Raw genomic sequence first — 22785 nt, forward strand, 5'->3', positions numbered from 1 at the left:
ATGCTGTCATGACAGCGTGCCGCGGATGCGGAAAAACCGATTTAACCCCAGTTCTGGATCTGGGGCAGGTGCCCGCCGCCGATCACTTCCCAGCCGTTGAAGAACCCGTCTGCGCGCAGGAGGCATCGCACGCGCTGGTGATGGAGCTCTGCGGTGGCTGTGGCCTTGCACAACTCGCCGCCGACGACACAATCGCAGATGAGCCCCGCGGCGTGGAACCGCAGGCGCTTAAAGACCAGGCCGAGGCGGCAATCGAGCGAGTTGCCGCTGCCGGTTGGTTGCGAGGAGAAACCACTCTCGAATTCGGCAGCCCGCACGGTGGCACCTGGATCCCGCTGCTCGCCGAACGCGGTTTCACCACCGTGTCGTCACCGGCGGACGTGGTGCTTGATTGCTTCGGCATCATGCATGAGCCAGATCAACGCAGCGCCTTCCTACGCCGCGCGCAGGTGACCAAGCGCGGCGGTATCCTGTTGCTGCAGTACCACTCGCTCGTGACGATTGTCGAGCAAGGCCAGTGGAACGCCCTGCGGCACGGGCATTTTGCGTACTATTCGTTGACCGCGCTAACGCGGCTGCTCGGTGCGGCCGGACTTCGCGTCGTCACCGCCTGGGACTTCGACCTTTATGGCGGCACGGTGTTGCTGGCGGCAGTACACGGAAATGCCGAGCCCGATGAGACGGTGAGGTGCATTCTCGAGACCGAGGACGCACTGGGTATCACCAGTCCGGCAGTCGTCGCCGATCTCCAATCCAAAGCCGATCGGCACGTTACGGAGCTGCGGAAGTGGCTCGAGGCGGAGTCGGGCGCCGGCCGGACGATCCTTGCGTATGGCGCCGCGTCGCGTGCGGTCGCGCTGTTCAGTCGCGCGGGGATCGACGCCCGCCTACTTGCGGCGGTCGCCGACGCGTCGCCCGCCAAGCACGGCAGGCGGATGCCAGGGACCGATATACCGATTGTGTCGCCGGATCAACTCCTGGTGGCCGAGCCGGACCAAGTGCTCTTGACAGTTCCCGATCTTCTGCCTGAAGTCGCCGCCCGTTTTCCAGAACTTGACGGTCGGTGGAAGGTCGACATCCCATGAATCTTGTTCCTGTCCAGAAAGGTAGGCGCTCCTCATGACCACAGTTCTGTTCAACCCCGACCTCGCCGACGAAGAGCGGCGTGCGCGGCTGTATCGCGGGCAGGTCCTCGTGTTCTCGGCGTCACCGGAGTCGCTTGCGCTGGTCGACCACGCCCGCGACCTCATCACCGAAGCGTTTGGCCAACGAGACCCGCAGACCGCGCAGTACGACGTGCCGGTCGAGGAGTTCGCGTCGCTACTAGCGGACCTGAAGCCGAGGTTCATCCATCATCCCGAGTCGAAGAAGCGGATCAGGGCGGTGTTAGAGCGCTTCGGCTGTGACCTCGACCGGACCTATTTCGACGTCCCTCGGATGCGGACGTCGACTTCCGATGACTTCTTGACGACCGGGATCTCCTATGCGTTCCACCCGCATCGGGACACGTGGTACTCCGCGCCGTTCAGTCAGCTCAACTGGTGGATCCCGATCTATCCGGTGGTTCCCGAAAACGTGATGGCGTTTCATCCCCAATACTGGGACCGCCCAGTGCGCAATGGGTCGCGTCGCTACAACTACTACGAGTGGAATCGGACCAGCAGGCCCACCGCTGCCCAGCACATCAAGGTTGACACTCGGGATCAGCCGAAACCGGAGGAGCCCCTGCAACTCGAACCCCAGGTGCGCGTCGTGCCCGAGGTAGGCGGGATCATGCTCTTTTCCGGCAATCAGTTGCACTCGACTGTTCCGAACACTTCCGGCCAGACCAGGTTCAGCATCGATTTTCGGACCGTGAACATCGACGACGTGCAATCCCGCGTCGAGGCACCGAACATCGATTCGGAATGCACAGGGACATCGTTGCGAGACTTCCTGTGCGCAAGCAATTTCGAGCGGATCGCCGAAGATGTTGTGGTTTCTTATGAGGGATTGGCGCCTGCGAATGTATGAATCTTCAGTGACCTGTCGCGAGGAGGCGGCGGTGGACAGACCGCCTCCAGCGACCATCCGTCGGAGGCCGAGGACGAAACGGTCCGTGCGGTGGGGGGTGGCCGCGCTGGTCGTATTGACAGTGGTCACCATGCTGGGCTGGCCTGTCTACGTTACGCCGCAAGTTGACCAACTGCGACATGCCGATGCAGTCTTCGTTCTCGGCGGCAGCGGCGACGCTGCCTACACACTCGGACTGGAGTATGCGCTGCAGGGATACACCGCCGACGTGGTGTTCTCCAATCCCAATGGTGCTGAGGCTATTTGGCTTACCGACCTGTGCAGCCACCAAAGATATCGCTTCACCGTGAGCTGCGTCGAGCCGAACCCCCGAACGACAAGGGGAGAAGCGCGTGCGCTTGAGCGCCTTGCGACCGCCAAGGGCTGGCACAGCGTGATCGTGTTGACGGATGCACCACACATCACGCGTGCGCGTTACATCATCCAGCGTTGCTTCCACGGTGATCTGATGATGAGGGAGAGCGAAACCGAACTTTCGCCGCTTGAATGGGCGCGGAGCTTCATATACCAAACTGCCGGCTTCGTCCGCGCGGCAGTGCAGTCCGGATGCTGAGCGTCATGCGATGGCAACTCAACAGACCAGCGTCAGTCGGCAGTCACAGAAGCCGCTTTCTCCGACGGGAGTTCCGCAATGCCCGTGCCAGTGAATAGATCGTTCGAACGTTCCAACGATTTGCAGGACCGACTGCATCATGTGGTCCCTGGCGGTGCGCACACCTACGCACGCGGCCCCGATCAGTATCCCGAAGGGATGGCGCCGGTGTTGATGCGTGGCTTGGGCTGCCACGTCTGGGACGTCGACGGCAACGAGTACATCGAATACGGCATGGGCTTGCGCTCGGTGACGCTAGGTCACGGCTTCCGGCCAGTCGTCGAGGCGGTCTGCCGTGAGATCGCAAACGGGGTCAACTTCAGCCGACCGACCGCGATCGAGCTCGCCGCGGCCGAGGATTTCCTGGATCTCGTTCCCGGCGCGGACATGGTGAAGTTCGCCAAGAACGGGTCCGATGTCACTACCGCCGCGGTCCGCTTGGCCCGCGCTGTGACCGGTCGTGTCAAGGTTGCAGCTTGCGACCAGCCTTTCTTCTCCACTGACGACTGGTTCATCGGCGGTACCCAAATGGACTGCGGGGTCCCAGAATCAAGCCGGAGCGCGACAGTTCGCTTCCGCTACAACGATCTTGAGTCACTTTCGGCCGTCCTGAAGGGCGATGACATCGCGTGCGTGATACTCGAGGCCGCTACGTCGACGACAGAACCGGAACCCGGCTACCTCCAGGGTGTTCGACGATTATGTGATCAGCACGGCACGCTATTGATCCTTGACGAGATGATCACCGGATTCCGCTGGTCCATACACGGTGCACAGGGACTCTATGACGTGCAACCGGACCTTTCCTGCTGGGGAAAGGCCATCGGCAACGGCTTCCCGGTGTCGGCCTTGGCGGGCAAGCGCGAGTTCATGGAACTCGGCGGACTCCGAACCGACCGGGAGCGGGTGTTTCTCCTATCCACGACGCATGGCCCCGAGACCGGATCGCTGGCGGCGTTCCGCGCGGTGGTGAAGGCATACAGAACCGACGATCCGATCGGCCGGATGGAAAGGGCTGGACAGCTGTTGCTTTCGACTGTCGAAGCGGCGATCCGCGAAGCGGGCTTGGCCGACTACCTACAGCTGATCGGCAGGTCATCATGCCTGACCTTCGTCACGCGGGATGCGCACGGGCGCCCTTCGCAGGCCTACCGCACGCTGTTCCTGCAGGAGTTGCTCCGCCACGGTGTGCTGGGCCAATCGTTCGTCACTTCGGCGGCTCACACCGATTCCGACGTCGAACGGACCGTCGCTGCGATACGCATTGCCCTTCCCCTATACCGGCGCGCGATCGAGCGCGGTTCTGTCGCAGGGCTGCTAGAGGGTCGCCCTGTCGCTCCTGCCATCCGCCAATTCGCCGCACCCCGGCGTGATTACGGCGGTGCACTTCCCGTGGCGGCGGACCTAGGAGGTATAGCGTGAAAGTATTTGCCACAAACCGCATTTCCGCCTCGTCGAAGCCGGACGCCCGGGTGATCGCGTTCTTCGGTCTTTACGGCGCAGGAAACTTGGGCAACGACGCAGCGCTGACGAGTGCCAGGTTCGCAGTGCAACGCCACGATCCCGAGGCCGAACTCGTCTGCGTCTGTTTCCATCCCGAGGTCGTTCGATCAGAGTACGGAATCAATGCCGTACCGATCCACATGTCCGGACCGCTACCGGACGCACCATCGGGACCCCGCCTGCTTCGAATGGTGCAGCGTCCCCTGTTCGAGCTCGCGCGGTGGGTCGCAGTCTACCGCTTCCTGCGGCGAACAGATCTTGTGATCGTCCCGGGAACCGGGATACTCGACGACTTCGGGGAACGCCCGCATAGGATGCCGTACCACCTGTTCCGTTGGTCGCTCAGCGCGAAACTGGCACGGACGAAATTCGCATTCGTGAACGTCGGGGCAGGGCCGATCAGGCACCCGGTGAACCGGTTCCTCATGAAGCGTGCGGTCAGGTTCTCGAGCTACCGTTCGTATCGCGACGATATCTCTCGTTCGTATATGTCGGAAATCGGTGCGTCGGCCGACGACACACCAGTGATGCCGGACCTGGTGTTCGGCGTGACTCGCCCCGCGGGCCCCACGCTACCGGGAAGTAGCCCGACGATCGGTCTCGGTGTCATGGCATATCAGGGCTGGGCGAACGACCCGGTCAGCGGCGAGGGAATCTTCCGATCCTATATAGACAACATGTCCACGATCGCTTGCCGACTCCTCGACAAGGGCTACACGGTGCGGGTACTCATCGGCGAAACCTGCGATGAAAGCGCTGTCGATGCACTCCTCAAAAGTGTTCGGCAGCGCAGAGATGGCGACGTTCCGGCCGGTCGGTTGATTGCCGAGCCCATCGACACGATGCATGATCTGCTGACACAGATTGCTGCCACGGATGCCGTTATCGCCACGCGCTACCACAATGTAGTCGGCGCTTTGATGATGAATCGCCCGGTCGTCTCGCTCGGCTATGCCGCGAGATTCGACGAGATCATGAAGAGCATGGGCCTTGGTGACTACTGCCATCACGCGGAAAGCATCGTGCCGGAGGCGATCCTGGCCGACCTCGACGAACTGCTGGAGAAGTGGGACGCTTTCTCACCGACCGTCGATAACCGGAACCAGCAATACCTCCGGGAGCTTGAACGTCAATTTGAAAGCCTGATCGGCCCGCCGGTCCAACCCGGCGTACCAGCCGCCATCCTAAACGGAGTTGGAAGCCGGTAATGGCGTCGGTCAGGATCGGCCGATGAGGATCGCGATCCTCGGGATCAACTACGCGCCGGAGCCGACCGGTATCGCCCCGTATACAACCGGCCTCGCAACGGGTTTGGCCGAGCGGGGACACCAGGTTGCGGTTCTGACCGGCTTTCCCCACTATCCGCAATGGAAACGCAGCAAGGAAGTTTCGGCATTCCGATCTGATGAGCGGATCGACGGAGTGCATGTCCGTCGTTTCAGCCACTCTGTGCCCCACACGTTGTCGTGGCGCGGACGCGCGGCAATGGAGGTCACGTTCGGCCTGCAACTGCTGACCAGCCGCTGGGGCCGGCCCGAGGTGGTGGTTTTCGTGACACCGCCGCTGCTGGCGGTCGCGATGGCAGCCGTACGCGCGCGGATGACGTGGCCGAGGCCAGCTATCGGAATCTTGGTGCAGGATGTGTACAGCCGTGGGGTCACCGAAACGGGAGCCGCGTCGGGCCTGTCAGCCCGTGCAATACATGCGGTCGAATCGTTCGCTGTTCGGCTGGCCGATGGAGTTGTGGTGATTCACCCCGGATTCGGGAGGGATCTCACGGAGCGTCACGGTGTGGAAGCGCACCGCATTCGCGACATCCGCAACTGGACTCACGTCGATCATCCGAACCCGTCTGCCAGCGCAGCCTTCCGTGACGCGCATGGCTGGAGCCACGACGAGGTCGTCGTCTTGCATGCCGGAAATATGGGCTACAAACAGGGGCTGGAAAACGTCGTAGCCGCAGCCGAATTGGCCGGCCGCAGCGGAAGTCGGGTGCGCTTTGTGCTGTTGGGTGACGGCAACCAACGTGCGGACCTGCAAGCCGCAGGCGCGGGCGTCGGCGCGCTCGAGTTCCTGTCCCCTGTCCGCGAGGAGGAATTGCCCGCCGCACTCGGCGCCGCAGACGTGCTGCTGGTGAACGAACGTCCTGGCGTTGCACAGATGTCGCTGCCGAGCAAGCTCACCTCGTACTTCAGCGCCGGTAAACCGATCCTTGCTGCGACGGACGAAGCAGGGTTCACCGCGCAAGAGGTCATGGCTTCCGGCGCCGGAGTCCGCGTGCCGGCAGACCGACCCGATCTGTTGCTCGCCGAGGCTCTCCGGCTCGGTGCCGACCGTGCGCTCGCGGCGAAGTTAGGTCAGGCGGGCCGCCGCTACAGCGCATCACTTCTGTCCGCGACCACCGCGCTGGACTCCTACGAGGAGTGGATTACCGATCTCGCCGAATCTCGACGGCGGCTGGCGAACGATGCCGGTTGTCGCGGCGCGCCTGGCTGCATCGGGATGCGATGAGCGAGTTTGTCTGTCGATCGCAGCGCGACCGTTCTGGCGGTAGACGCCGACACGGCCATGGCGGATCCGATCGCCGGCAGTGGCAGCAATGGCCCGCCAGTCATATTTCCATGTACCGATACTGGCCGACGCCGCGTTACACGACGATCGGCGCCATCTTTCAGATCGATGCGCGCGCCGGGCACAATCGCAGGCGATGGCAAAGGAAAGAACATTTGCCATAGAGGCATGGATGTGTCTTGAAACCAGTAACGTGCGACGCAGGCCGGTGCGGCAACGGTTGCGTAGCGCAGTGGCCCAGTTAGGACGATCATGAAGCGAATCGGTGTCACTTTCCAGGGAGGCGATCCCGCTCAGCCTTCGACATGGTCCGGGACCCCATACGGCGTCGTCACAGGACTCAGGGCGGCGGGTGTCGAGCCGGTCGCGATACGAATCGGACCTCCTCCACAGTTGAGGGGTCTTGCGCGTAATGCAGTCGCGGTTCCGTATTTGCGTCCCGGCAGAAACTGGCGTGAAGCCGTCCAGCGGGCTCGCGCCGCGGCCGCCGTCTCCCCGTTGATCTCGAGCTTGGACTCGACGGCCGCGTCTTACACGTTGCGCAGGCTGACTGAATTGGATGGCATCATTCAAATCGGCACAGGCTATACGCTGCGAACTCGTGTACCAATCGTCACGTACGAGGACATGACGGTTCAGCAGACGAAGGTGTTCCCGTATCGAGGCTGGGACTTGTTGTCGGAGCGCGCCTACAGATCCCGGGTGCGTCGTCAGCACGCCGTTTACGAACAGGCGGTCGCCTGTTGCCTCACCAGCCAGTGGGCGGCTCGTTCGGTGATCGATGACTATGGCGTGCCCGCGTCGAAGGTCCATGCGGTCGGGGTTGGCTGCAATCACCGTGCTCCGGAATCCAATGAAGGGAAATTGCAACGTGATTGGAGCGCTCCCCGGTTCCTGTTCGTCGGGATCGATTGGGAGCGAAAGAACGGAGCAGGTGTCCTCGAAGCGTTCCGATCCGTCAAGAAGGTGGCGCCTTCGGCGACCCTGGATGTTGTAGGTCGTCACCCGCCGCTGCACGAAGCGGGCGTGACCCCGCACGGAGTATTGCGGCTCGATGATCCAGTCGAGATCGAGCGCTTGTCTCGCCTCTTCTCCGAGGCGACCTGTTTCGTCATGCCGTCCTACACAGAAGCTTTCGGCATAGCCTATGTGGAAGCTGCGGCTGCCGGCATTCCAAGCATCGGCACCGTATCCGGGGGTTCTGAATTCCTGATCGGTGACGGGGGACTTGTTATCGACCCGTATGACTTCCAAGCGTTGGTGTCGGCGATGCTGCGTCTGTGCGATCCGCGCACGGCGGCGCGGATGGGTGCCGCTGCGAAGGAGCGCTCGGCGATGTTCACCTGGCCTGCAGTCGCCGAGAGACTCTTGCGAGCGCTCGATGGTGAGCCGGCCGATCAGCCTTCCGCAATTCCAGGGGACACGCGATTCGCGGCGAAAACGTCACATTGACTGGCGCCGAGGTCGTTGCAAGGTCACAAGAGTGCTCGGCTGTTCGTTAGGTCCCCGGCCGGGTATTCGGCACCCACTTGAGGTCGTCACTTTGGTTCACGTCCCATTTGAGATCGGTAACACCGTCGAGTTGGGTAGGAACATCGCCTCGGTGGAGTGCCCAGAAGGCGTCGACGAACGGGTCGAAGGTCGTCGTCTCCTCCGTCGGGCGGGGGTAACCCTGGCGATTCGCGGCGTATAGATCGTCTTTCCGCATCCAGTCTTCTATGGCGTCGAAGAAAGCGTTGTGATCCCACGCGCCCTTGGCGCCCATTAACAGGGCTGCGAGTCCTTCCCCGACCCAGGCACGGACGGTGCAGCAAACCCGATAATCCTCGGATGTTTCATCCCAGTCGTCCCACTGCGATGGCGGCTTCTCCTGGTATGGCTCGCGTGTGCCATGGTGCATCACGATCTGCCAGAGCGCCTGTTGGCCGTACCACCCTTGGCCGTAATAAGTTTGGGCGTCCTCGTGGAACACGGAGGTCCGCGTCGGGGGGATAAAGGATGGGTCGTCCAGCATCAAACTGGTGAACAACAGGGGCCACTTCCGTCCACTGGTGATGCCGCCGCCTTCGTTGAACACCGCTCCGAGTTCAACCATCCCGTGCAGATCGATACCGTATTGGATGAGGTTGTAGAGCAAGCGTCGTTTCTGATCCTGGGTGGCGTCCATGTTGAGTAGGAGCGAGGCCGTCCCCACGATACGGGCGACTTCGCGCCCGTAAGGAGGCTGGTTGTCGACCGGCACAAGGTAGTTGCCCTCCCACGTGCCGTTCATGTGATCGATCCAGGGCCGCTCCAGGTAGCGCGCATACTGTTCGAACGACGGTACTGGGTATTTCGTTGTATCGATCGGCAGATTCTTAAGTCGGTCCCAGCGCAGGCTGGAGGCGCGGAAGATCTCCTTGTTGCCGCCGACATACGTCGGCCGAAACGCGTCCGCCGGTGGCGCTTCCGAAAGGCTGGTCAGCACCGCGGCCGTCTTCAGCACGTTGTAGGAAGACTTTTCGGAGTCCCACATGATGTCGGCGTTCATCACGGTGTTCGGGACTGTCGGCTCGCTGATCGTCGAGATGAGCGAACGATCGGCCGGCAACTGATAGGGGAAGCTGATCGAGGTGGCCGGATCATAGGTGATTCCGCGTGAATCGTAGCCCTGCGACGGGCCGAGGCTCATCACCACCATCGAACCGTTGCGACGCTCTCTGTTGTCCTGCAGGCCGGTGTCACCCCACTCGTTGATGTCCTGGCCGAACACCTCACCCGCGGGTGCGGGACCCGGCGCCGGGGTCACCGAAACAACGGTTACCGGGCCGACGACCCACCAGTCGCCGTTGACGAACTGGCCAACGGGGTAGTCCCGGTCAAACTTCCATGTGATGCCGTACTGCGAAACTTGATTCGCAGTACGGATCTCCTTGGCGGTGTGTGCACACCCCGGGAGCATGCTCGACATCGCCAGGAGTAAACCCGCGAGGATCAACGCGACAGGCCTGCGCGACACGCTCACGCTCACACCGGCCTATGACGGCGCACACAACCGAGTCGGCGAACGCGAACCTTCATGTCTGACCTTTCTTTTGGTTCGACGTGGTGAGGATGGACCGCCTGGCACCGCGCATCCGGTGGACGACAACGCGTAGCCCTGGGGCAAGCGGTGAGGCTTTGGCGGCAATGACCATGCTGTGGTGTGCGCGACGAAATCTTTGTCGGGTGCCGCTGCGCGTGACGAAGGCCCTGCTCACCTGTGTTTCGCCGGTCTTCGCCCGCCGCTTGTACTCATCGTCGCCGCGCCCGAGGTCAATCCTGCGGATGCCGAGATCCGGTGTCGCAGCGACGAGTTCGCGAAGGAGGATCCATCCCGGCGAGAGCTGCGCATATTCGGGGTCGTAGACCGGGAACCACCAGTGCAAGACGCCGGCCGAGCGGATGCCGAAGTGCGCGGCGATCAGACGTTCGCCGGCGTGGACCGTAGAGAGAATGCCTGCGAACAGAGGGTCGCGGGTGTGCAGGAGCCGGTGGACCAGCTCGATCCGGTTCCGATCGCTGAAGTAGTCCCGGCTGCCGGTGGCGGCGTACTGGGCTCGCTTCAGCGCAATGACCCGAGCGAGCGCGTCGTGATCGACGACGTCGGCCTCGAACCGTACCGGACCATACATGCGTCCGGCCTTCGCGGCTCGTCGTCGTGCTTGGCCCATGTTGTCCTTACCGGTTCGCGAGACCCGTTCCAGGTAGCCATCTAGGCCACCCGTCGTGTCGAGGTAGGGCGACGGCTGGCTGGCAATGATCCACGGTTCGAAACCGGGTGCGGCCGGAAGCAGGTGATCGAATGCAAGCTCGCGTACCCCATCGACCAGAAAGTCCATGGGGGACAATGCCGTACCCAGGGCCATCACGGGCCCCTGGAAGTCGGCGCCCGGCCAGCCGACCGGTCGCAGCCGTGCACCCTCCCGGTGGCCGGGCAGAAGCGCAGTAATCGCTCCCGAGGTGTGGTCGCGCAGGACGACGACGGAGACGGGCTGGCCACATGCGTGCACCGCTGCGGCGAACTCCGGGTGGAAATATGGGCTGTCCAGTGCCGCATTGCTTGCTCGCAGCGCGTGCCATGCGTCGATTTCCTCGCGGGTGAGCGCCTCGAACGGCACAAGCCTGCCCCCGGCGCCGCCGGAGTGATGTGACCTCGGCCCCAGGGTCATGAAACCAGTTCCCGGACCCGCCGCGACGGTTGTAGCAGCGCGGCGACCGACGCGCGTGACGTCCGACGTCCGGTCGCCATGCGGATGCTTTCGCCAACGGCGACGGCGATGAAGAAGGCCGCGGAGTGCAGTCGATTATGCCGACGCCGGAACAGCGCCACCTTGTTGACGGTCATCAGCGACGCAAGCATCGGATTGCTGCCTGATTCGCCGCCGATGTGCTCGAATACCGCGGCGGGCTCGTACCAAGTGAGCCAACCCTTGTCCGAGGCACGCAGCGAGTACTCGGTTTCCTCGCTGTAGAGCAGGAATGACTCATCCCATGGTCCGACTTCGCGCAGCGCCGCCACCGACAGCAGCATCGCCGCGCCGGTCGCCCAGGCCGTCACGCCGGCACGTTCGTAGGCCGAAGGGTCGGTGACCAATTCCCCGAGCGATCCGAGCCTGCCGGCGAGACGACCCGGGAGGAGCGCCTCGACAAGCGCCCGGCCGACGGTCGGCTCGCGACGCAGCGAGGGCTGCAACGACCCGTCGGGGTTGACGAGGCGCGGCACCGCGATGCCACGTCCCTCCTCCTGCAGTGCAGACGCGAGCACGTTCAATGCACCTGCGCGAACACGGCAATCGGGGTTCAGCACCAGCACCGCGTCAAGGGTGTTCAGGTCAAGCGCGGCCAGACCTGCGTTCACCGCGGCGGCGTAGCCCGTGTTCTGCCCGAGCTCTATCACCTGTACGGCAATGTCGGCGAATTCCGCTGCGATGACGCGTGACTCGTCCTTGGACGCGTTGTCGACGACGATGACCGAGTCCGGCGGCGGCGTCTGCTCGGACAGCGAGCGAAGGCAATCACCGATAACGTCGGCGCTGTTATAGGTCACGATCACCGCAGCAAGCCGCGCGGGGCTGGTCATGCCTGTCCTCCGTCGTCGAACACGATCAACCCCGCAATCGCTTAACCGTCCGCACGGCGCTGCCCCGAGCTCGATGCACGAGGGACGTATCGGGGTTGAGCACACGATCAATCCACTCGGCATCGAGGTCTCGCCGGATGCTGGTTCTGGCTTGAAGCCAGCCGTCCGCCCGCGTGCGACCGCCGTCGCTCGTATACGCGCGAGTCACTCCCGCCGCCTTCAACCGGCACAGCACATGTCGGTCATAGGAACCGAACGGGATCGCCACCCTCGACACCGGGGCGCCGGTGATTTCAGCAAGTACCCAGTGGGCTTCGTAGAACTCCTGGTGCGCTTGCGTTTCATCGATCCGCCGCCAGTCCCGGTGCGACCAGCCGTGCGAGCCGATCGCCATGCCAGCGTCCAGCAGCGACCTGACTGCTGCCCGGTCTAGGTGTCCGCGCTCACCCAACTTTCCGGCGAGCACGAAGAATTCCGCGGTGAGGCCGCGCTCCACGAGGCGCGGCAACGCGACCTCCACATCGGAGGCGTTGCCGTCGTCGAATGTGAGCCGGACGTCGGATCGTCCGACCACCGCGTCGAGCACCTGCTCGAACTGTGCGGTACTCACCCATGTCGGGTCGTCATCCCCGCCACGGTCGCGGCCCGCGGGACCGATCCCATGGACCGTGATGTTCACCACCGAACGCGGCACCGCCTCGATCGCACGGGATGAACCAATAGACACGCGATCACCCGCTTCGCTGACTCGCTTGCAACTGACCACCGGAGACGATCACGCGACGAACACTACACCGACTCGGCACCGATGGCTAATATTCGGCGCGAATCAGCGAACATCCTGTCATCCGTGTTCGGCAAAGCGTGTGCACGGATCGGTTTCACAACGCGATCAGGCCGGGCGACAGCGCCTCACGGTGCCACCGAATATAGTCGACCGCCTTGCGGCGGCGCATCAAAACCGCAGTATATAACGGGTAACGACCGTGATATTGCTCAACCGGTCCAGCACGGATAAGCGGCGCGCAACCACCTGGTAGCCGCCGGCGGTAAAGATGCTCACAACCATCTTCCAAGCACGAGCGCGCCGAGACAGCAATTGATGACTGTCAAACACATACGCCATCTTTTACATCGATCTGCAGATTAGGCAATTATTATGCTGGTCGTCCTGGGGTGCCCAGCTCATCCGATCTCGAACGCGAATCGGACATCGATCGGCTGCTTTCATCTCGCTCCCAGCCTTGTCCCTGACGCAGACTCCACCGCTTGGCGAACGCCATACCGATGTAGACCGCCGCATCGACAGCCGATTGAGGGCCGCGGACGGCACGCAACACCGCGACCGCCGAATCCATCCCGCTGCCCGGCGTCCTCGCAGTTTGTCGTGGCCATTTCGTGGACATCTCGGCCTTGCCTCGGTGGCCGCGACGCAGGACCGCGAGCAGGCTCCTGGCGTCGGCGGGTGTGGTCACAATCACCGGATCGGTTGCCACCACGGCCTTCTCGTCAGCATCGAATTGGGTGTCGACGTAAAGATCGTCGCCCGTAATCATCGGAAAGGCACCCAATCGTCGGTGACCCTCGGCGCTGAGTCCGTAGACCCCGGCGCCCCACATCGCACGCTGGTGTTTCGAGATCCGCTGCCGTGCCCGGTAATAACGCCGCACGAGCGGGCTGGCGCCGCCGACGTCGTAGCACGCTTGCGGTCTTGCGGCCAACACGTCGCCCGACGAAAGCCGATCCAGAACCGCGAGAACGGCGGCAGGCGAAATCTGAATGTCGGCGTCCAAGTACAAGCGTGGCCATAGCGTGGCCGCCTCGTCGCCGGCGTTGAGTGCGATCGGCTTCGAGCCCTGCTTGCGCTCCACGACCTGAACGCCGGGAACGGCGCGCGCAATTTCGGCCGTATCGTCCGTGCAACCGTTGCACACCACGATCAACTCGACGAACCCGTCCACGGCCGCCTGGCTCAGCGGACCGAGGGTGCGTTTGATGACGGCCGCCTCGTTGTTCGCCGGGATGATTACGGCTCCCCGCTGAAGTCCGCCGGAAATCTGTTTACGGGGATGGGATTTGGCGGCCAACGGCGTCTCCTGCGCAGGCTTTGGGTTCGGATTGACGGCGAGCCTGTGCGCACTCGGCCCGCCGTGACCGAGTCTCAACATCGCCAGGGGGCCAAACCATACCCCGCGAGCGCGGTAGGCCGAGCGACTTTGCAGCAAAGCTACAAATAGTTGCGAAATCGCACTCAGCGATCTCCCGCATCTCTGCACGAGCAGGTCGACTTCGACGTGGTCCGGCAAGTAGCATTGCCAATGTGCCCTATAGATAGTCATTAGGCCTCCACCGACGAAAATCTGACCCATCCAGCAGTAATCCTCGCACAAGTATGGGTCCACATGAGAGAATTGCCAACTATGCGCTCAGCTACGCCATTAATCAGATTGAGCCCAGGCCGGCCGGCCAACGTCGATCGACGGCGGCGGTTTGAGTCTTCACTTGCGGGGTCCTCCCGGATGCTGGAAAGCCGTCGCGCAGGATGACACAAGAACGCACGGCGCTACCGACAGCAGAATGCGCCCCTCAACAGGAGGCGGGTTCGCTCACCCGTAGCGTGCGACGAGGCGCCTTGTGGACCGCCGCAAGCGCGATACTGCTCCGGTTCGGCAACATCCTGGTGATGGCCGTCGTCGCCAGGTTGATTTCGCCCGACGAATTGGGCATCTACGCATTGGCCATCGCGGTCTATGGATTCGTGGCGTCGCTGGCTTCGTGGGGTGTCGCATCAGCGATCGGACGCTCGGATCTCGATGCAGACAAGTTGGGGCCGACGGTCACCACCTTTGCACTGTCCGGCACTTGTGTGGTTGCCGGCGCAATGGCCCTCCTCGCCGGCCCGGTTGCGTCGGCGTTTGAAGCCCCTGAGGCAGCGGGACCCATTCGGATTTTGGCGGTCGCGCTTGCAGTACAAGGCATCATCGCCGTGCCTGCCGCACAGATCCAACGACTGTTCCGGCAGGACGTGATATTCCGCGCCAACGTGGTCGCGTTCATTCTCAGCAATACCACCTTGCTGGGCTTGGCGACGGTCATCAACGGGGCGGAAGCCTTCGCTTGGTCTCGCGTTGTCGGGAATGGCGTCGTCGGTGTGATGATCGTGCTCGCTCTGGAAAAGCGCTATCGACCCGGTTGGCACGCACAGTTTGTCGGACCGCTGCTGCGGTTCGGGATCCCGGTCGCCCTCGGGACGCTGCTTTCGCGGTTTGTGCTGAATATCGACTATGTGATCGTCGGACGTGAGACGTCGACCACCGATCTCGGTTTCTACATGCTCGCCTTCACTATCTGTTCCTGGCCCACTGCCGCACTCGGTGCAGTTATGGACCAGGTTGCGCTACCGGCGTTTTCAGGCGCTCGGCGTGACGGTCGGGACCTCCGCGAGACCGTATACCGGGCAGTTCGAATCGTGGCGCTTGTCGCGTGTCCCATCGCCGCATTCACCTGTGCCTTCGCATATCCGCTCATCGAAGCCGTCTATGGCGCCAAGTGGTTGACCGCCGCACCCGTGGTCCAGGTGCTCGCTTTGTATGGCGTGCTCTACGTTCTCGGGACGTTGTTCGATGAAATGATGATCGCGTCAGGCAAAACGATGACGATGTTCCTCGTGCAAGCGACGGCTCTGGTCGCCCTCGTCCCGACCCTGATCGTGGGGGTCAGGACTGGTGGATTGGTCGGCGTCGGGGTCGGACACATTCTCGTAGTGCTCGTCGTGACGATGCCCGCGTACCTGATAGCAATGAAGGCCACCACCGGAGCCGGCTTGGGCGTCGCATTGCGCGCCGTCTCGAGACCGGTCGCGGCAGCCCTCGCAGCTGCTGGCGTTGCGCTGTTGGTCACCGAAGGCTTGGCCCATCCGCTTGCAAAGCTGGCGGTCGGGGGGATGGTCGGATTGGTGGTTTACGTCGCGGTCGCTGGCCCGCAGCTACTCCAACTGTTCCCAGACAGGCTCGCCGACCAGCCGATCTTGGTCGCGGCGACCGCATGGCCGTCGTCGGTGGCCAAACGGCTGGGAATTTCTACAGACAATTCGTGCCACAACCGCACCTGATCCGCCGCATGGCGAGAAATGCCACGGGAGGAGCGCGATGCCGAAAGTAACGATCTGCGTGCCTGTATACAACTGCGAGGATTCCATCGATGCCGCCATCGCGAGCGCGCTGGAACAGACCTACAGCGACTTCGAATGCCTCGTCGTTGATAATGCGTCGACCGACTCGACGGTCGATCGGGTGATGGCCTTCAAAGACCCGCGCATTCGGGTGATCAGGAATACGGAAAACGTCGGTCCGAATGCGAATCACAACATCTGCATCGAACATGCTCGGGGTGACTTAATTCAGTTTCTTCACAGTGACGACAGGCTCTTGCCCGGCTGCCTCGCTCATCTGGTACCGATGTTCGACGACCCGCGCGTGGGTTTGGCGTTTGCCCGCCGACGAATTGAATCATCCGATTCGGGATGGGTCAGTCATTTCGCGGAACTTCATACTCCGCTGGAGCCGCTCGAAGCCATCAACGATGGAATGAGCATCATTCGAAAGTATGTCGATGAAGGAGGCAGGGGAAACTGGATCGGGGAGCCGACGTCTGTGATGGTCCGGACATCGTTACTGAGAGAAGTCGGGGGATTCAGCACTGAGCTGCGGTATTCGGACGATATGGAATTGTGGCTCCGGATATTGGCACGGTCCGATGCTGCATGGGTCGACGCGGAACTGTCCGTGAGAACGCAGGAAGAGACGACGTTGACGATCCTGTATGCCACCACGGATGCGGCATGGTTGGATCGGCCCTGGATCTTGTCCGGATTGGCCCGCAATCGCGATTTGGACCCAGCAATCAGAATGAAGGCCAGACGGCTGTGGGCGGTTGCCGTATTGAAGAAAGCCATACGTGCGCAACAAGCGCCGCGCGCAATTCGGCGGACCAAAAATCAGCAGCTGGGCCGGCATGTTCGAATGTCGTTGAGTTCATGACAGCGTCCCGCGCAAGCTATCGCTTTTCGATCACCCGAGATGTTTGAGGAATCGGGGCGGCGTCGTCTCCGTTGGGGGGACCGGCACCGCGTAATTGCACCATAGCAATCCGTAGATGATGAAGAAAATGCGAACTACCTGTTGAAAATTGAAAAGGTCGAAGGTGAATGTACAGACGAGAATAGCGACAAACATTGATCCGAGCGTGTAAGCTTGCTCCCGGTCGGTTCGAGTTTTCGCTGCGCGCAATGCGGCGGCGATACCGAAGAGACCTCCGCCGGCAAGCACTACTATCGCCAAGACGCCGACGATCCCGCCCTGCACAACTGTCTGAAGCCATTCATTGTCCAGATAGCCAAACTCGGCCGGTGGCGAGCCGCCGAGGCCGAGACCGAAAATCGGGTGCTCGCGAAATGACTCGGACACCCTCGCGTAGTCCTCGGTCCGCGATAGCACGCTCGGATCCGCTTCCGAGTTGACGATCGTGTTCCACAACGCTTTCGCCGTGTCGGGGAACGCGTTGAGGTAAGCGCCGAGCGCCAAAGCTCCGGTTATGATCCCGACGAGCAGATGGCGTAGCTTGAAATTCCACACGTACACAACAAGGGCTGCGCCAAGCGCGACGACACCAGTCCTCGAGACCGCGGCCGGCATCGCCGCCAACGCCAATGCGCAGGTCCCGACGGCGAACAGTCGGACCGCCCATTTCGCGGCGTTTCGGGCAAAGAAAATGGCGAGCGGCACAGTTATCGCGGCCAGCACCGAGAATTCAATGGCGTGTTGGGATGTTCCCATGACGCGCTTTGCGCCCCAGCGCTCACCCATTTCGAGTTCATCCGTGTTCGTCACGAATCCCTCGGGCGCAAAGAAGTAGCGCAGGTCGATGCTCGTCATGGATTGCAGCAGGCCGACAAGGCAGGCGAAAGTGAGCCCAACCGCGAGACAGCCCAGAACGAAATTGCGTTGCCGAGTCGTCCGCACACGACTGAGGATGTATAGCGCGACGCCGACATTGGCGACCACGTTGATCAGCGCCCGAGTTCTGTTGCCTGCGACGACTGCGTCGTCGTCGTTCAGAAGCCCCACCCCATAGATGGCCAGTTGGAGCAGGAAGTAGAACAGAATGATGAGGGTGCCGGGGCGCACAGTTGGTCGTGGTGTGGTCCGCCTGACCAACATGAAGCCGAGAAGGGCCAAGCCGAAAAGCAATACCGCGATCAACTTCGCGGGGGAACCGTTGCTTTTCAGGGGTCCCGCCGGAACCGAGAAGGCCGGCAGGATCGGTATCAGCAGGCAGAGAAACCCGAGCAACCACGGCGTTTGCTCGCGGGATGTGGCCGCATCCGACGGTCGCAGATCAGCGTTCGCCGTCGACGGCGCGGCCAACGGCGTTGTCGTCACGTGTTTTCCATGACGGCCTGGTCCACGGGCGCGGAGTTAACCGGCTGGTGATCCTCTGTTGGAAGATCAGCGGGGCGCGACATTTCGGCAGCTGCGAGCTTGCTTTGGCGTCGTCGCTGTAGACGTGATTTCAAGTGGGACAACAAGACATCGGCCAGCACGGTAACCAGCACAGCCAACCCGCTGCCGGCAATGAGAATCGTCAGCGTCGACTTCGTCCGACTCGGCATTACTTCCGCTGGAGCCGTAGGCGGTGATATCAACAACGTGTGCACCATCTGGTCCTCTGGCACGTGGGCTTGCTGCTGCAACGACTTGAGGGTGTCTTCAGCCTCCTCAATGACGAGTTCGAGCGTTCTGGTGACCGCCTCCTGCTTCGCGCTGGTGATCTCGACCTGGATGAGTGGCGGTTGCGGGATGCCGGGCGGTACCGCGAGCATCTTGGCGTAGTAATCAGGCAGGCCGCCGGCCGCTACGACCTTGTCGACAACCGACTGTTTCTGAAGTCCTATTTGAGTCATGTTGGCGATCAGTGTCGCTCCGCCTTCGTCCAGCAGACCATTTCGCGGTAGCGGGACCCCGGCGTCGACGTATTCCACCCGCGAATTGGGTGGTGCCAGCCCGATCACCGTATTCGCGTAGTAGACAGGTACCACGGAACTGTAGGCGGAGTATCCGTACCAGCCGACCACCAGCAGCATGGGTATCAGCAGATACCAGCGGCGAAGACAAGACCGCCCCACGTCAAACAGATCCATCGTCGTCCCCTCATCAGGATTGCACGGGCACCGGGGTTCTTGGCAAACTCAATCTACCGGTTTCGCGCCGATCTGGCTATGGATAGACAATTTGCGAGAATCTCAATTTGGCGCACGGACGGCTCGAATCGGCATCGTTGAGGGGTACGGAAGGGGATCCACATAGGACTGGGTCATATTGCGTCTGTTGCCGACGCGCCGCGCGCGAGAGTCGATGGACTCTACTGTCGGCTCAGGCAGGCGACAGATGGGACTATCCGAAATGCTGGCTTGCTAAGCAAAATTTGGAAAACTTAGCACATTATGTGCCGATGGACCCGGCCAGCCACTTCGCCTTCCTCTGGGGTTGCGGCTCACCCGTGTGCGGTCATCACTGACTATCGCGATTTCCTGCGGAATCAGCGAAGCTGCTGTCAGTCTGGTTCGGTGCTCAAATCTCGTCTCAGGGCCTATCACAAATTCAGTCGGATGCATTTCGAGTCAATTTCAGCAAAGTATGCTAGCATTGCTGCGTCAAAGGGGGCGCGTCGTCGAGGCGCTGGGACCTCCAGGGACGGAAGGAGGGTCCATGCTGCGACTAATCAGCGGGCCGGCAATCCGCCATGCGGCCATGATTCGAATTGGTTGACGGAGATTGCCATGGCTTATTTCAGCGTAGCTCGAAAGATCGCTGTCTTTGGACTTGGCTACGTCGGTAGCGTATCGGCGGCATGTCTGGCAAGCCGCGGGCACGCCGTCATCGGCATTGATGTATGCGCCGAGAAGGTCGAGATGATCAACCGGGGTCAAAGTCCGGTGATTGAGGAGGGACTCGGTGACCTCGTCGCCGAGCAGGTTGCGGCGGGACGCCTCTGCGCGACGACCGATTCCGCTCATGCGATTGCGAACTCTGACATCGCCCTGGTGTGCGTCGACACGCCGTCGGCTGAGGACGGCAGCCTTAACACGAGTTACCTCGAACGCGTCAGCGACGAGATCGGAGCGGCGCTCGCCGGGCGGTCCGGTCGCTACACGGTCGTCGTGCGATCCACAATGCTGCCAACGACATGTGAGCAAGTTGTGCTGCCGCGTCTGCAGGACGCGTCGGGCAAGCGCGTGGGCGAAGACTTCGGTCTGGCCGTCAACCCCGAGTTCTTGCGCGAGGGCAGTTCGGTAAGCGACTTCTTTGACCCTCCCAAAGTAGTGATCGGCCAGTTCGACGATGCGAGCGGCGATCTTGTCGCTGATCTCTACGCCGGACTGCCCGGCCCCGTCCACCGGGTGCCGCTTGCCGTCGCTGAGATGATCAAATACGCGGACAACAGCTTTCATGCCCTCAAGGTCGGATTCGCCAACGAGATGGGAACCATCTGCAAGGCGCTGGGTCTCGACAGCCACGCCGTGATGGACATACTCACCGCGGACACCAAGCTGAATATTTCGCCCGCTTATCTACGGCCAGGCTTTGCGTTTGGCGGTTCGTGTCTGCTCAAAGATCTTCGTGCCCTGGTCCACCGCGCCAACGATGCCGACGTGTCGGTTCCAATCCTCGAAGGCGTCATCCCTTCGAACGAAGGTCAGATCGAGCGGGTGTTCAGGGTCATCGAGGCCACCGGCAAGCGGCGTGTGGGACTGCTGGGGCTCGCTTTCAAGGAGGGCACCGACGACCTACGCGAGAGCCCACTTGTCGCTTTGGCCGAGCGCCTCGTGGACCAGGGATTCGAGTTGCTGATCCACGATAGCCAGGTCTCGTTGTCACTGCTCGACTCCAAACGGGCTTTCGTGGAACAATGCATCCCTCGGCTCTCTCGTTTCGTCGCCGGGTCGCCCGAGGAAGTCGTCAACCATGCGGAGGTATGTGTTGTCGCGGCGGCGAACGCCGAAGCAATAGCCGCCCTCAGGCAGGCGGACGGGTGCGTCGTCGTCGATCTAGTCCGCTTCCCCGGCTCGGGCGACTACCGGGGCGACCCCCGCTACATCGGCATCGGTTGGTAGAGGCTGACTCCGAACCAGGCTATGGTGGTGGCGTGGAAGCGGTGTTGAACTCGCGACATAAGTGCGCTGTCGAGTGAGCCGCGTACTTGTCACGGGCGGCGTCGGAACCATCGGCACTGCCGTTGTTCGTAGGCTCCTGCGCGACAGCGCGTTCCAGGTCCGAGTATCGGATCAACGTGAGCCGCCGGAATGGATGCGCGAGACCTGCGAGATCCACACCGGTGACCTTCGGTCGGTGGACGTAGCCCTGGCGGCGATAAACGGCTGTACCCATGTCATTCATCTCGCGGCGATAGTCGGCGGAATCGCCAACTTCCACAAGCTTCCTCACACTCTGCTTGAGATGAATACCGGCCTCTACAATGGCGTCTTCCGTGCGGCCTTGCACGAGCGCGTGCAGCGGCTCGTTTACGTCTCGTCATCGATGGTGTTCGAACGGGCCACCGAGTACCCGACCACCGAAGAGCACATCTACGACTGCCCGATTCCGCGTTCCGCGTACGGTTTTTCGAAGCTGGCCGGCGAGATGTACTGCCGGGCGATTCATGGCGAACACGGCCTGCCGTACACGATCTGCAGGCCCTTCAACGCCTACGGTCCGGGTGAATTGCCGGACTTTGAACCGGGAATCGCGCACGCTGTGCCTGACCTCATTCGAAAGGCGTTGTCGGGACAGCGCCCACTGGAGATCTTCGGGTCGGGGGAGCAGACACGCACGCTGACACATATCGACGACATTGCGGACGGCATCGTGACCGCGATGGCGCATCCCGCAGGCGAGAACGAAGACTTCAACATCTCGGCCCCGGAGGAGCGCTCGGTAGCGGAAATAGCGCAGATCATCTGGCAGGCATGCGGTTTGAACCCGGCCGACTTCGCTCTGGAACATCTACCGAGCTATGAGGTCGACGTCCAACGCCGGTGGCCGTCGGTCGAGAAGGCAAAGCGGTTGCTCGGGTGGGAGGCGCGCGTGGATCTACGCGAGGGAATAGCCGAGACGGTCGAATGGCTCCGTGCGCAAGAACTCTCTTCACGCAGCGGCTGATTCGACGTCAGTGGCCCTAGCTGTGTTGAGTCGCCTCGACCGGTTCCTGGCAGAAGGCTTCCTCGTCGGATGGCGCCTCGTGCAGATCGTCAGCCGCTTCTTCTTCTCGGGGCGATGGCGCCTCCGCCTGGGCATCGGCAGGTACATCGCGTTGCCGCGCAGCCCGGATCCACACTGCGACCGCTCCCAGTAGCAGGGCCGCGACTGCGGCAAGCACACCGAGAAGAACTGACGTCAACGGGTTCTCACGACCCTCGGCGGGGTCGCTGACGATCGTGGTGTGGACTTTCTGGGAATCTTCGCCGGTGGGCGTCTCGATCGAGTCGGCGTACTTGATGAACTCGCTGGCAAGCGTCTTGGCGATTTGTCTCGCTCGCTGGGGCGAATCATCGGTGACCTCGATGTCGATCAGAGGAGTCCTCGGGGGCACATTGGCGACATTGATCTTGCTCGCGAGTTGTTCGGGCGTCAGCGGCAATCCGAGCTTGTCGACGACACGTCGACTGACTACACCGCTGGTGATGAGCGGCATGTACGAAAGCACACGCCGCGTCCCGACCTCATCGTTCTGGTATGCAGCCGCTGTCGTCGAACCCTCGATGGACACCATCAGCCTGGTGGTGGAGGTGTACCTCTTCGGTGAGAGAAGTATCGCGGTGAATGCGAGCGCGAGAACCACGACCGCGACGACGAAGTATGTCCGCCAGTATCGCCGGGCTGCCATTGCG

The 22785-nt window shown here is 62.1% G+C and carries 19 protein-coding genes; 11 read left to right on the top strand and 8 right to left on the bottom strand.

Features of this window, described 5'->3' with window-relative positions:
- The first annotated feature begins 8 nt into the window (after window positions 1-8).
- From CQY20_RS00830 to CQY20_RS00860, 7 genes are all read left to right on the top strand, one after another.
- Window positions 9-1085, top strand: a complete 1077-nt coding sequence (locus CQY20_RS00830) for a methyltransferase domain-containing protein (protein WP_097937739.1) — start codon at window positions 9-11, stop codon at window positions 1083-1085.
- Between the two features lie 34 nt (window positions 1086-1119).
- Entirely contained in the window at window positions 1120-2013 is an 894-nt protein-coding gene (locus CQY20_RS00835) for a phytanoyl-CoA dioxygenase family protein (RefSeq protein WP_097937740.1), read from the top strand.
- Window positions 2014-2110: 97 nt separating this feature from the next.
- Window positions 2111-2626 carry a YdcF family protein gene (locus CQY20_RS00840; protein WP_234816034.1) on the top strand — a complete coding sequence of 172 codons (516 nt, stop codon included), beginning with the start codon at window positions 2111-2113 and terminating at the stop codon, window positions 2624-2626.
- Window positions 2627-2704: 78 nt separating this feature from the next.
- The gene (locus tag CQY20_RS00845; RefSeq protein WP_097937741.1) at window positions 2705-4087 is read left to right on the top strand and encodes a glutamate-1-semialdehyde 2,1-aminomutase; all 1383 of its coding nucleotides are present in this window, start codon (window positions 2705-2707) and stop codon (window positions 4085-4087) included.
- Entirely contained in the window at window positions 4084-5376 is a 1293-nt protein-coding gene (locus CQY20_RS00850; RefSeq protein ID WP_097937742.1) for a polysaccharide pyruvyl transferase family protein, read from the top strand. Before CQY20_RS00845 ends, CQY20_RS00850 begins: the two co-directional genes overlap by 4 nt.
- Window positions 5377-5398: 22 nt before the next feature.
- Window positions 5399-6679 carry a glycosyltransferase family 4 protein gene (locus CQY20_RS00855; protein ID WP_163701232.1) on the top strand — a complete coding sequence of 427 codons (1281 nt, stop codon included), beginning with the start codon at window positions 5399-5401 and terminating at the stop codon, window positions 6677-6679.
- Between the two features lie 615 nt (window positions 6680-7294).
- Window positions 7295-8191, top strand: coding sequence for a glycosyltransferase family 4 protein (locus CQY20_RS00860; protein ID WP_163701229.1), 897 nt, complete (start codon window positions 7295-7297; stop codon window positions 8189-8191).
- Window positions 8192-8237: 46 nt separating this feature from the next.
- Here the strand turns inward: CQY20_RS00860 and CQY20_RS00865 are convergent, their stop codons facing one another.
- From CQY20_RS00865 to CQY20_RS00885, 5 genes are all read right to left on the bottom strand, one after another.
- Complete coding sequence (locus CQY20_RS00865; RefSeq protein WP_234816036.1) at window positions 8238-9743, bottom strand: hypothetical protein; 1506 nt, start codon at window positions 9741-9743, stop codon at window positions 8238-8240.
- A gap of 52 nt (window positions 9744-9795) precedes the next feature.
- Entirely contained in the window at window positions 9796-10878 is a 1083-nt protein-coding gene (locus CQY20_RS00870; protein ID WP_234816037.1) for a GNAT family N-acetyltransferase, read from the bottom strand.
- 47 nt (window positions 10879-10925) lie between these two features.
- On the bottom strand, window positions 10926-11840 hold the full coding sequence (locus CQY20_RS00875) for a glycosyltransferase family 2 protein (RefSeq protein WP_097937745.1): 915 nt from the start codon (window positions 11838-11840) through the stop codon (window positions 10926-10928).
- Window positions 11841-11865: 25 nt separating this feature from the next.
- Window positions 11866-12426 (bottom strand): polysaccharide deacetylase family protein, encoded by a 561-nt coding sequence (locus CQY20_RS00880; RefSeq protein ID WP_234816038.1) that lies wholly within the window; start codon window positions 12424-12426, stop codon window positions 11866-11868.
- 571 nt (window positions 12427-12997) lie between these two features.
- Window positions 12998-13927: a glycosyltransferase family 2 protein gene (locus CQY20_RS00885; protein WP_234816039.1), complete on the bottom strand. Its 930-nt coding sequence runs from the start codon at window positions 13925-13927 to the stop codon at window positions 12998-13000.
- 455 nt (window positions 13928-14382) lie between these two features.
- On the opposite strand from CQY20_RS00885, the gene CQY20_RS00890 reads away from it, so the two are divergent.
- Both CQY20_RS00890 and CQY20_RS00895 read left to right on the top strand, forming a co-directional pair.
- Window positions 14383-15951, top strand: coding sequence for an oligosaccharide flippase family protein (locus tag CQY20_RS00890; protein WP_097937747.1), 1569 nt, complete (start codon window positions 14383-14385; stop codon window positions 15949-15951).
- Window positions 15952-15988: 37 nt separating this feature from the next.
- Entirely contained in the window at window positions 15989-16879 is an 891-nt protein-coding gene (locus CQY20_RS00895) for a glycosyltransferase family 2 protein (protein WP_097937748.1), read from the top strand.
- A gap of 30 nt (window positions 16880-16909) precedes the next feature.
- On the opposite strand, the gene CQY20_RS00900 is transcribed toward CQY20_RS00895, so the two are convergent.
- Window positions 16910-18280, bottom strand: a complete 1371-nt coding sequence (locus CQY20_RS00900) for an O-antigen ligase family protein (protein ID WP_097937749.1) — start codon at window positions 18278-18280, stop codon at window positions 16910-16912.
- The gene (locus CQY20_RS00905; protein ID WP_097937750.1) at window positions 18277-19038 is read right to left on the bottom strand and encodes a hypothetical protein; all 762 of its coding nucleotides are present in this window, start codon (window positions 19036-19038) and stop codon (window positions 18277-18279) included. The genes CQY20_RS00900 and CQY20_RS00905 overlap by 4 nt, the downstream gene beginning before the upstream one ends.
- Before the next feature lie 639 nt (window positions 19039-19677).
- Here CQY20_RS00905 and CQY20_RS00910 point away from each other — a divergent pair.
- The gene (locus CQY20_RS00910; RefSeq protein WP_097937751.1) at window positions 19678-21012 is read left to right on the top strand and encodes a nucleotide sugar dehydrogenase; all 1335 of its coding nucleotides are present in this window, start codon (window positions 19678-19680) and stop codon (window positions 21010-21012) included.
- Window positions 21013-21085: 73 nt separating this feature from the next.
- A complete protein-coding gene (locus tag CQY20_RS00915; protein WP_097937752.1) occupies window positions 21086-22057 on the top strand; it encodes an NAD-dependent epimerase/dehydratase family protein in 972 nt (323 codons plus the stop codon).
- A 16-nt stretch (window positions 22058-22073) separates the two neighbouring features.
- On the opposite strand, the gene CQY20_RS00920 is transcribed toward CQY20_RS00915, so the two are convergent.
- A complete protein-coding gene (locus CQY20_RS00920; protein WP_174814718.1) occupies window positions 22074-22781 on the bottom strand; it encodes a YveK family protein in 708 nt (235 codons plus the stop codon).
- Between the last annotated feature and the right edge of the window lie 4 nt (window positions 22782-22785).

Source organism: Mycolicibacterium agri, assembly GCF_002553505.1.
GTDB classification, from domain to species: Bacteria; Actinomycetota; Actinomycetes; order Mycobacteriales; family Mycobacteriaceae; genus Mycobacterium; species Mycobacterium agri.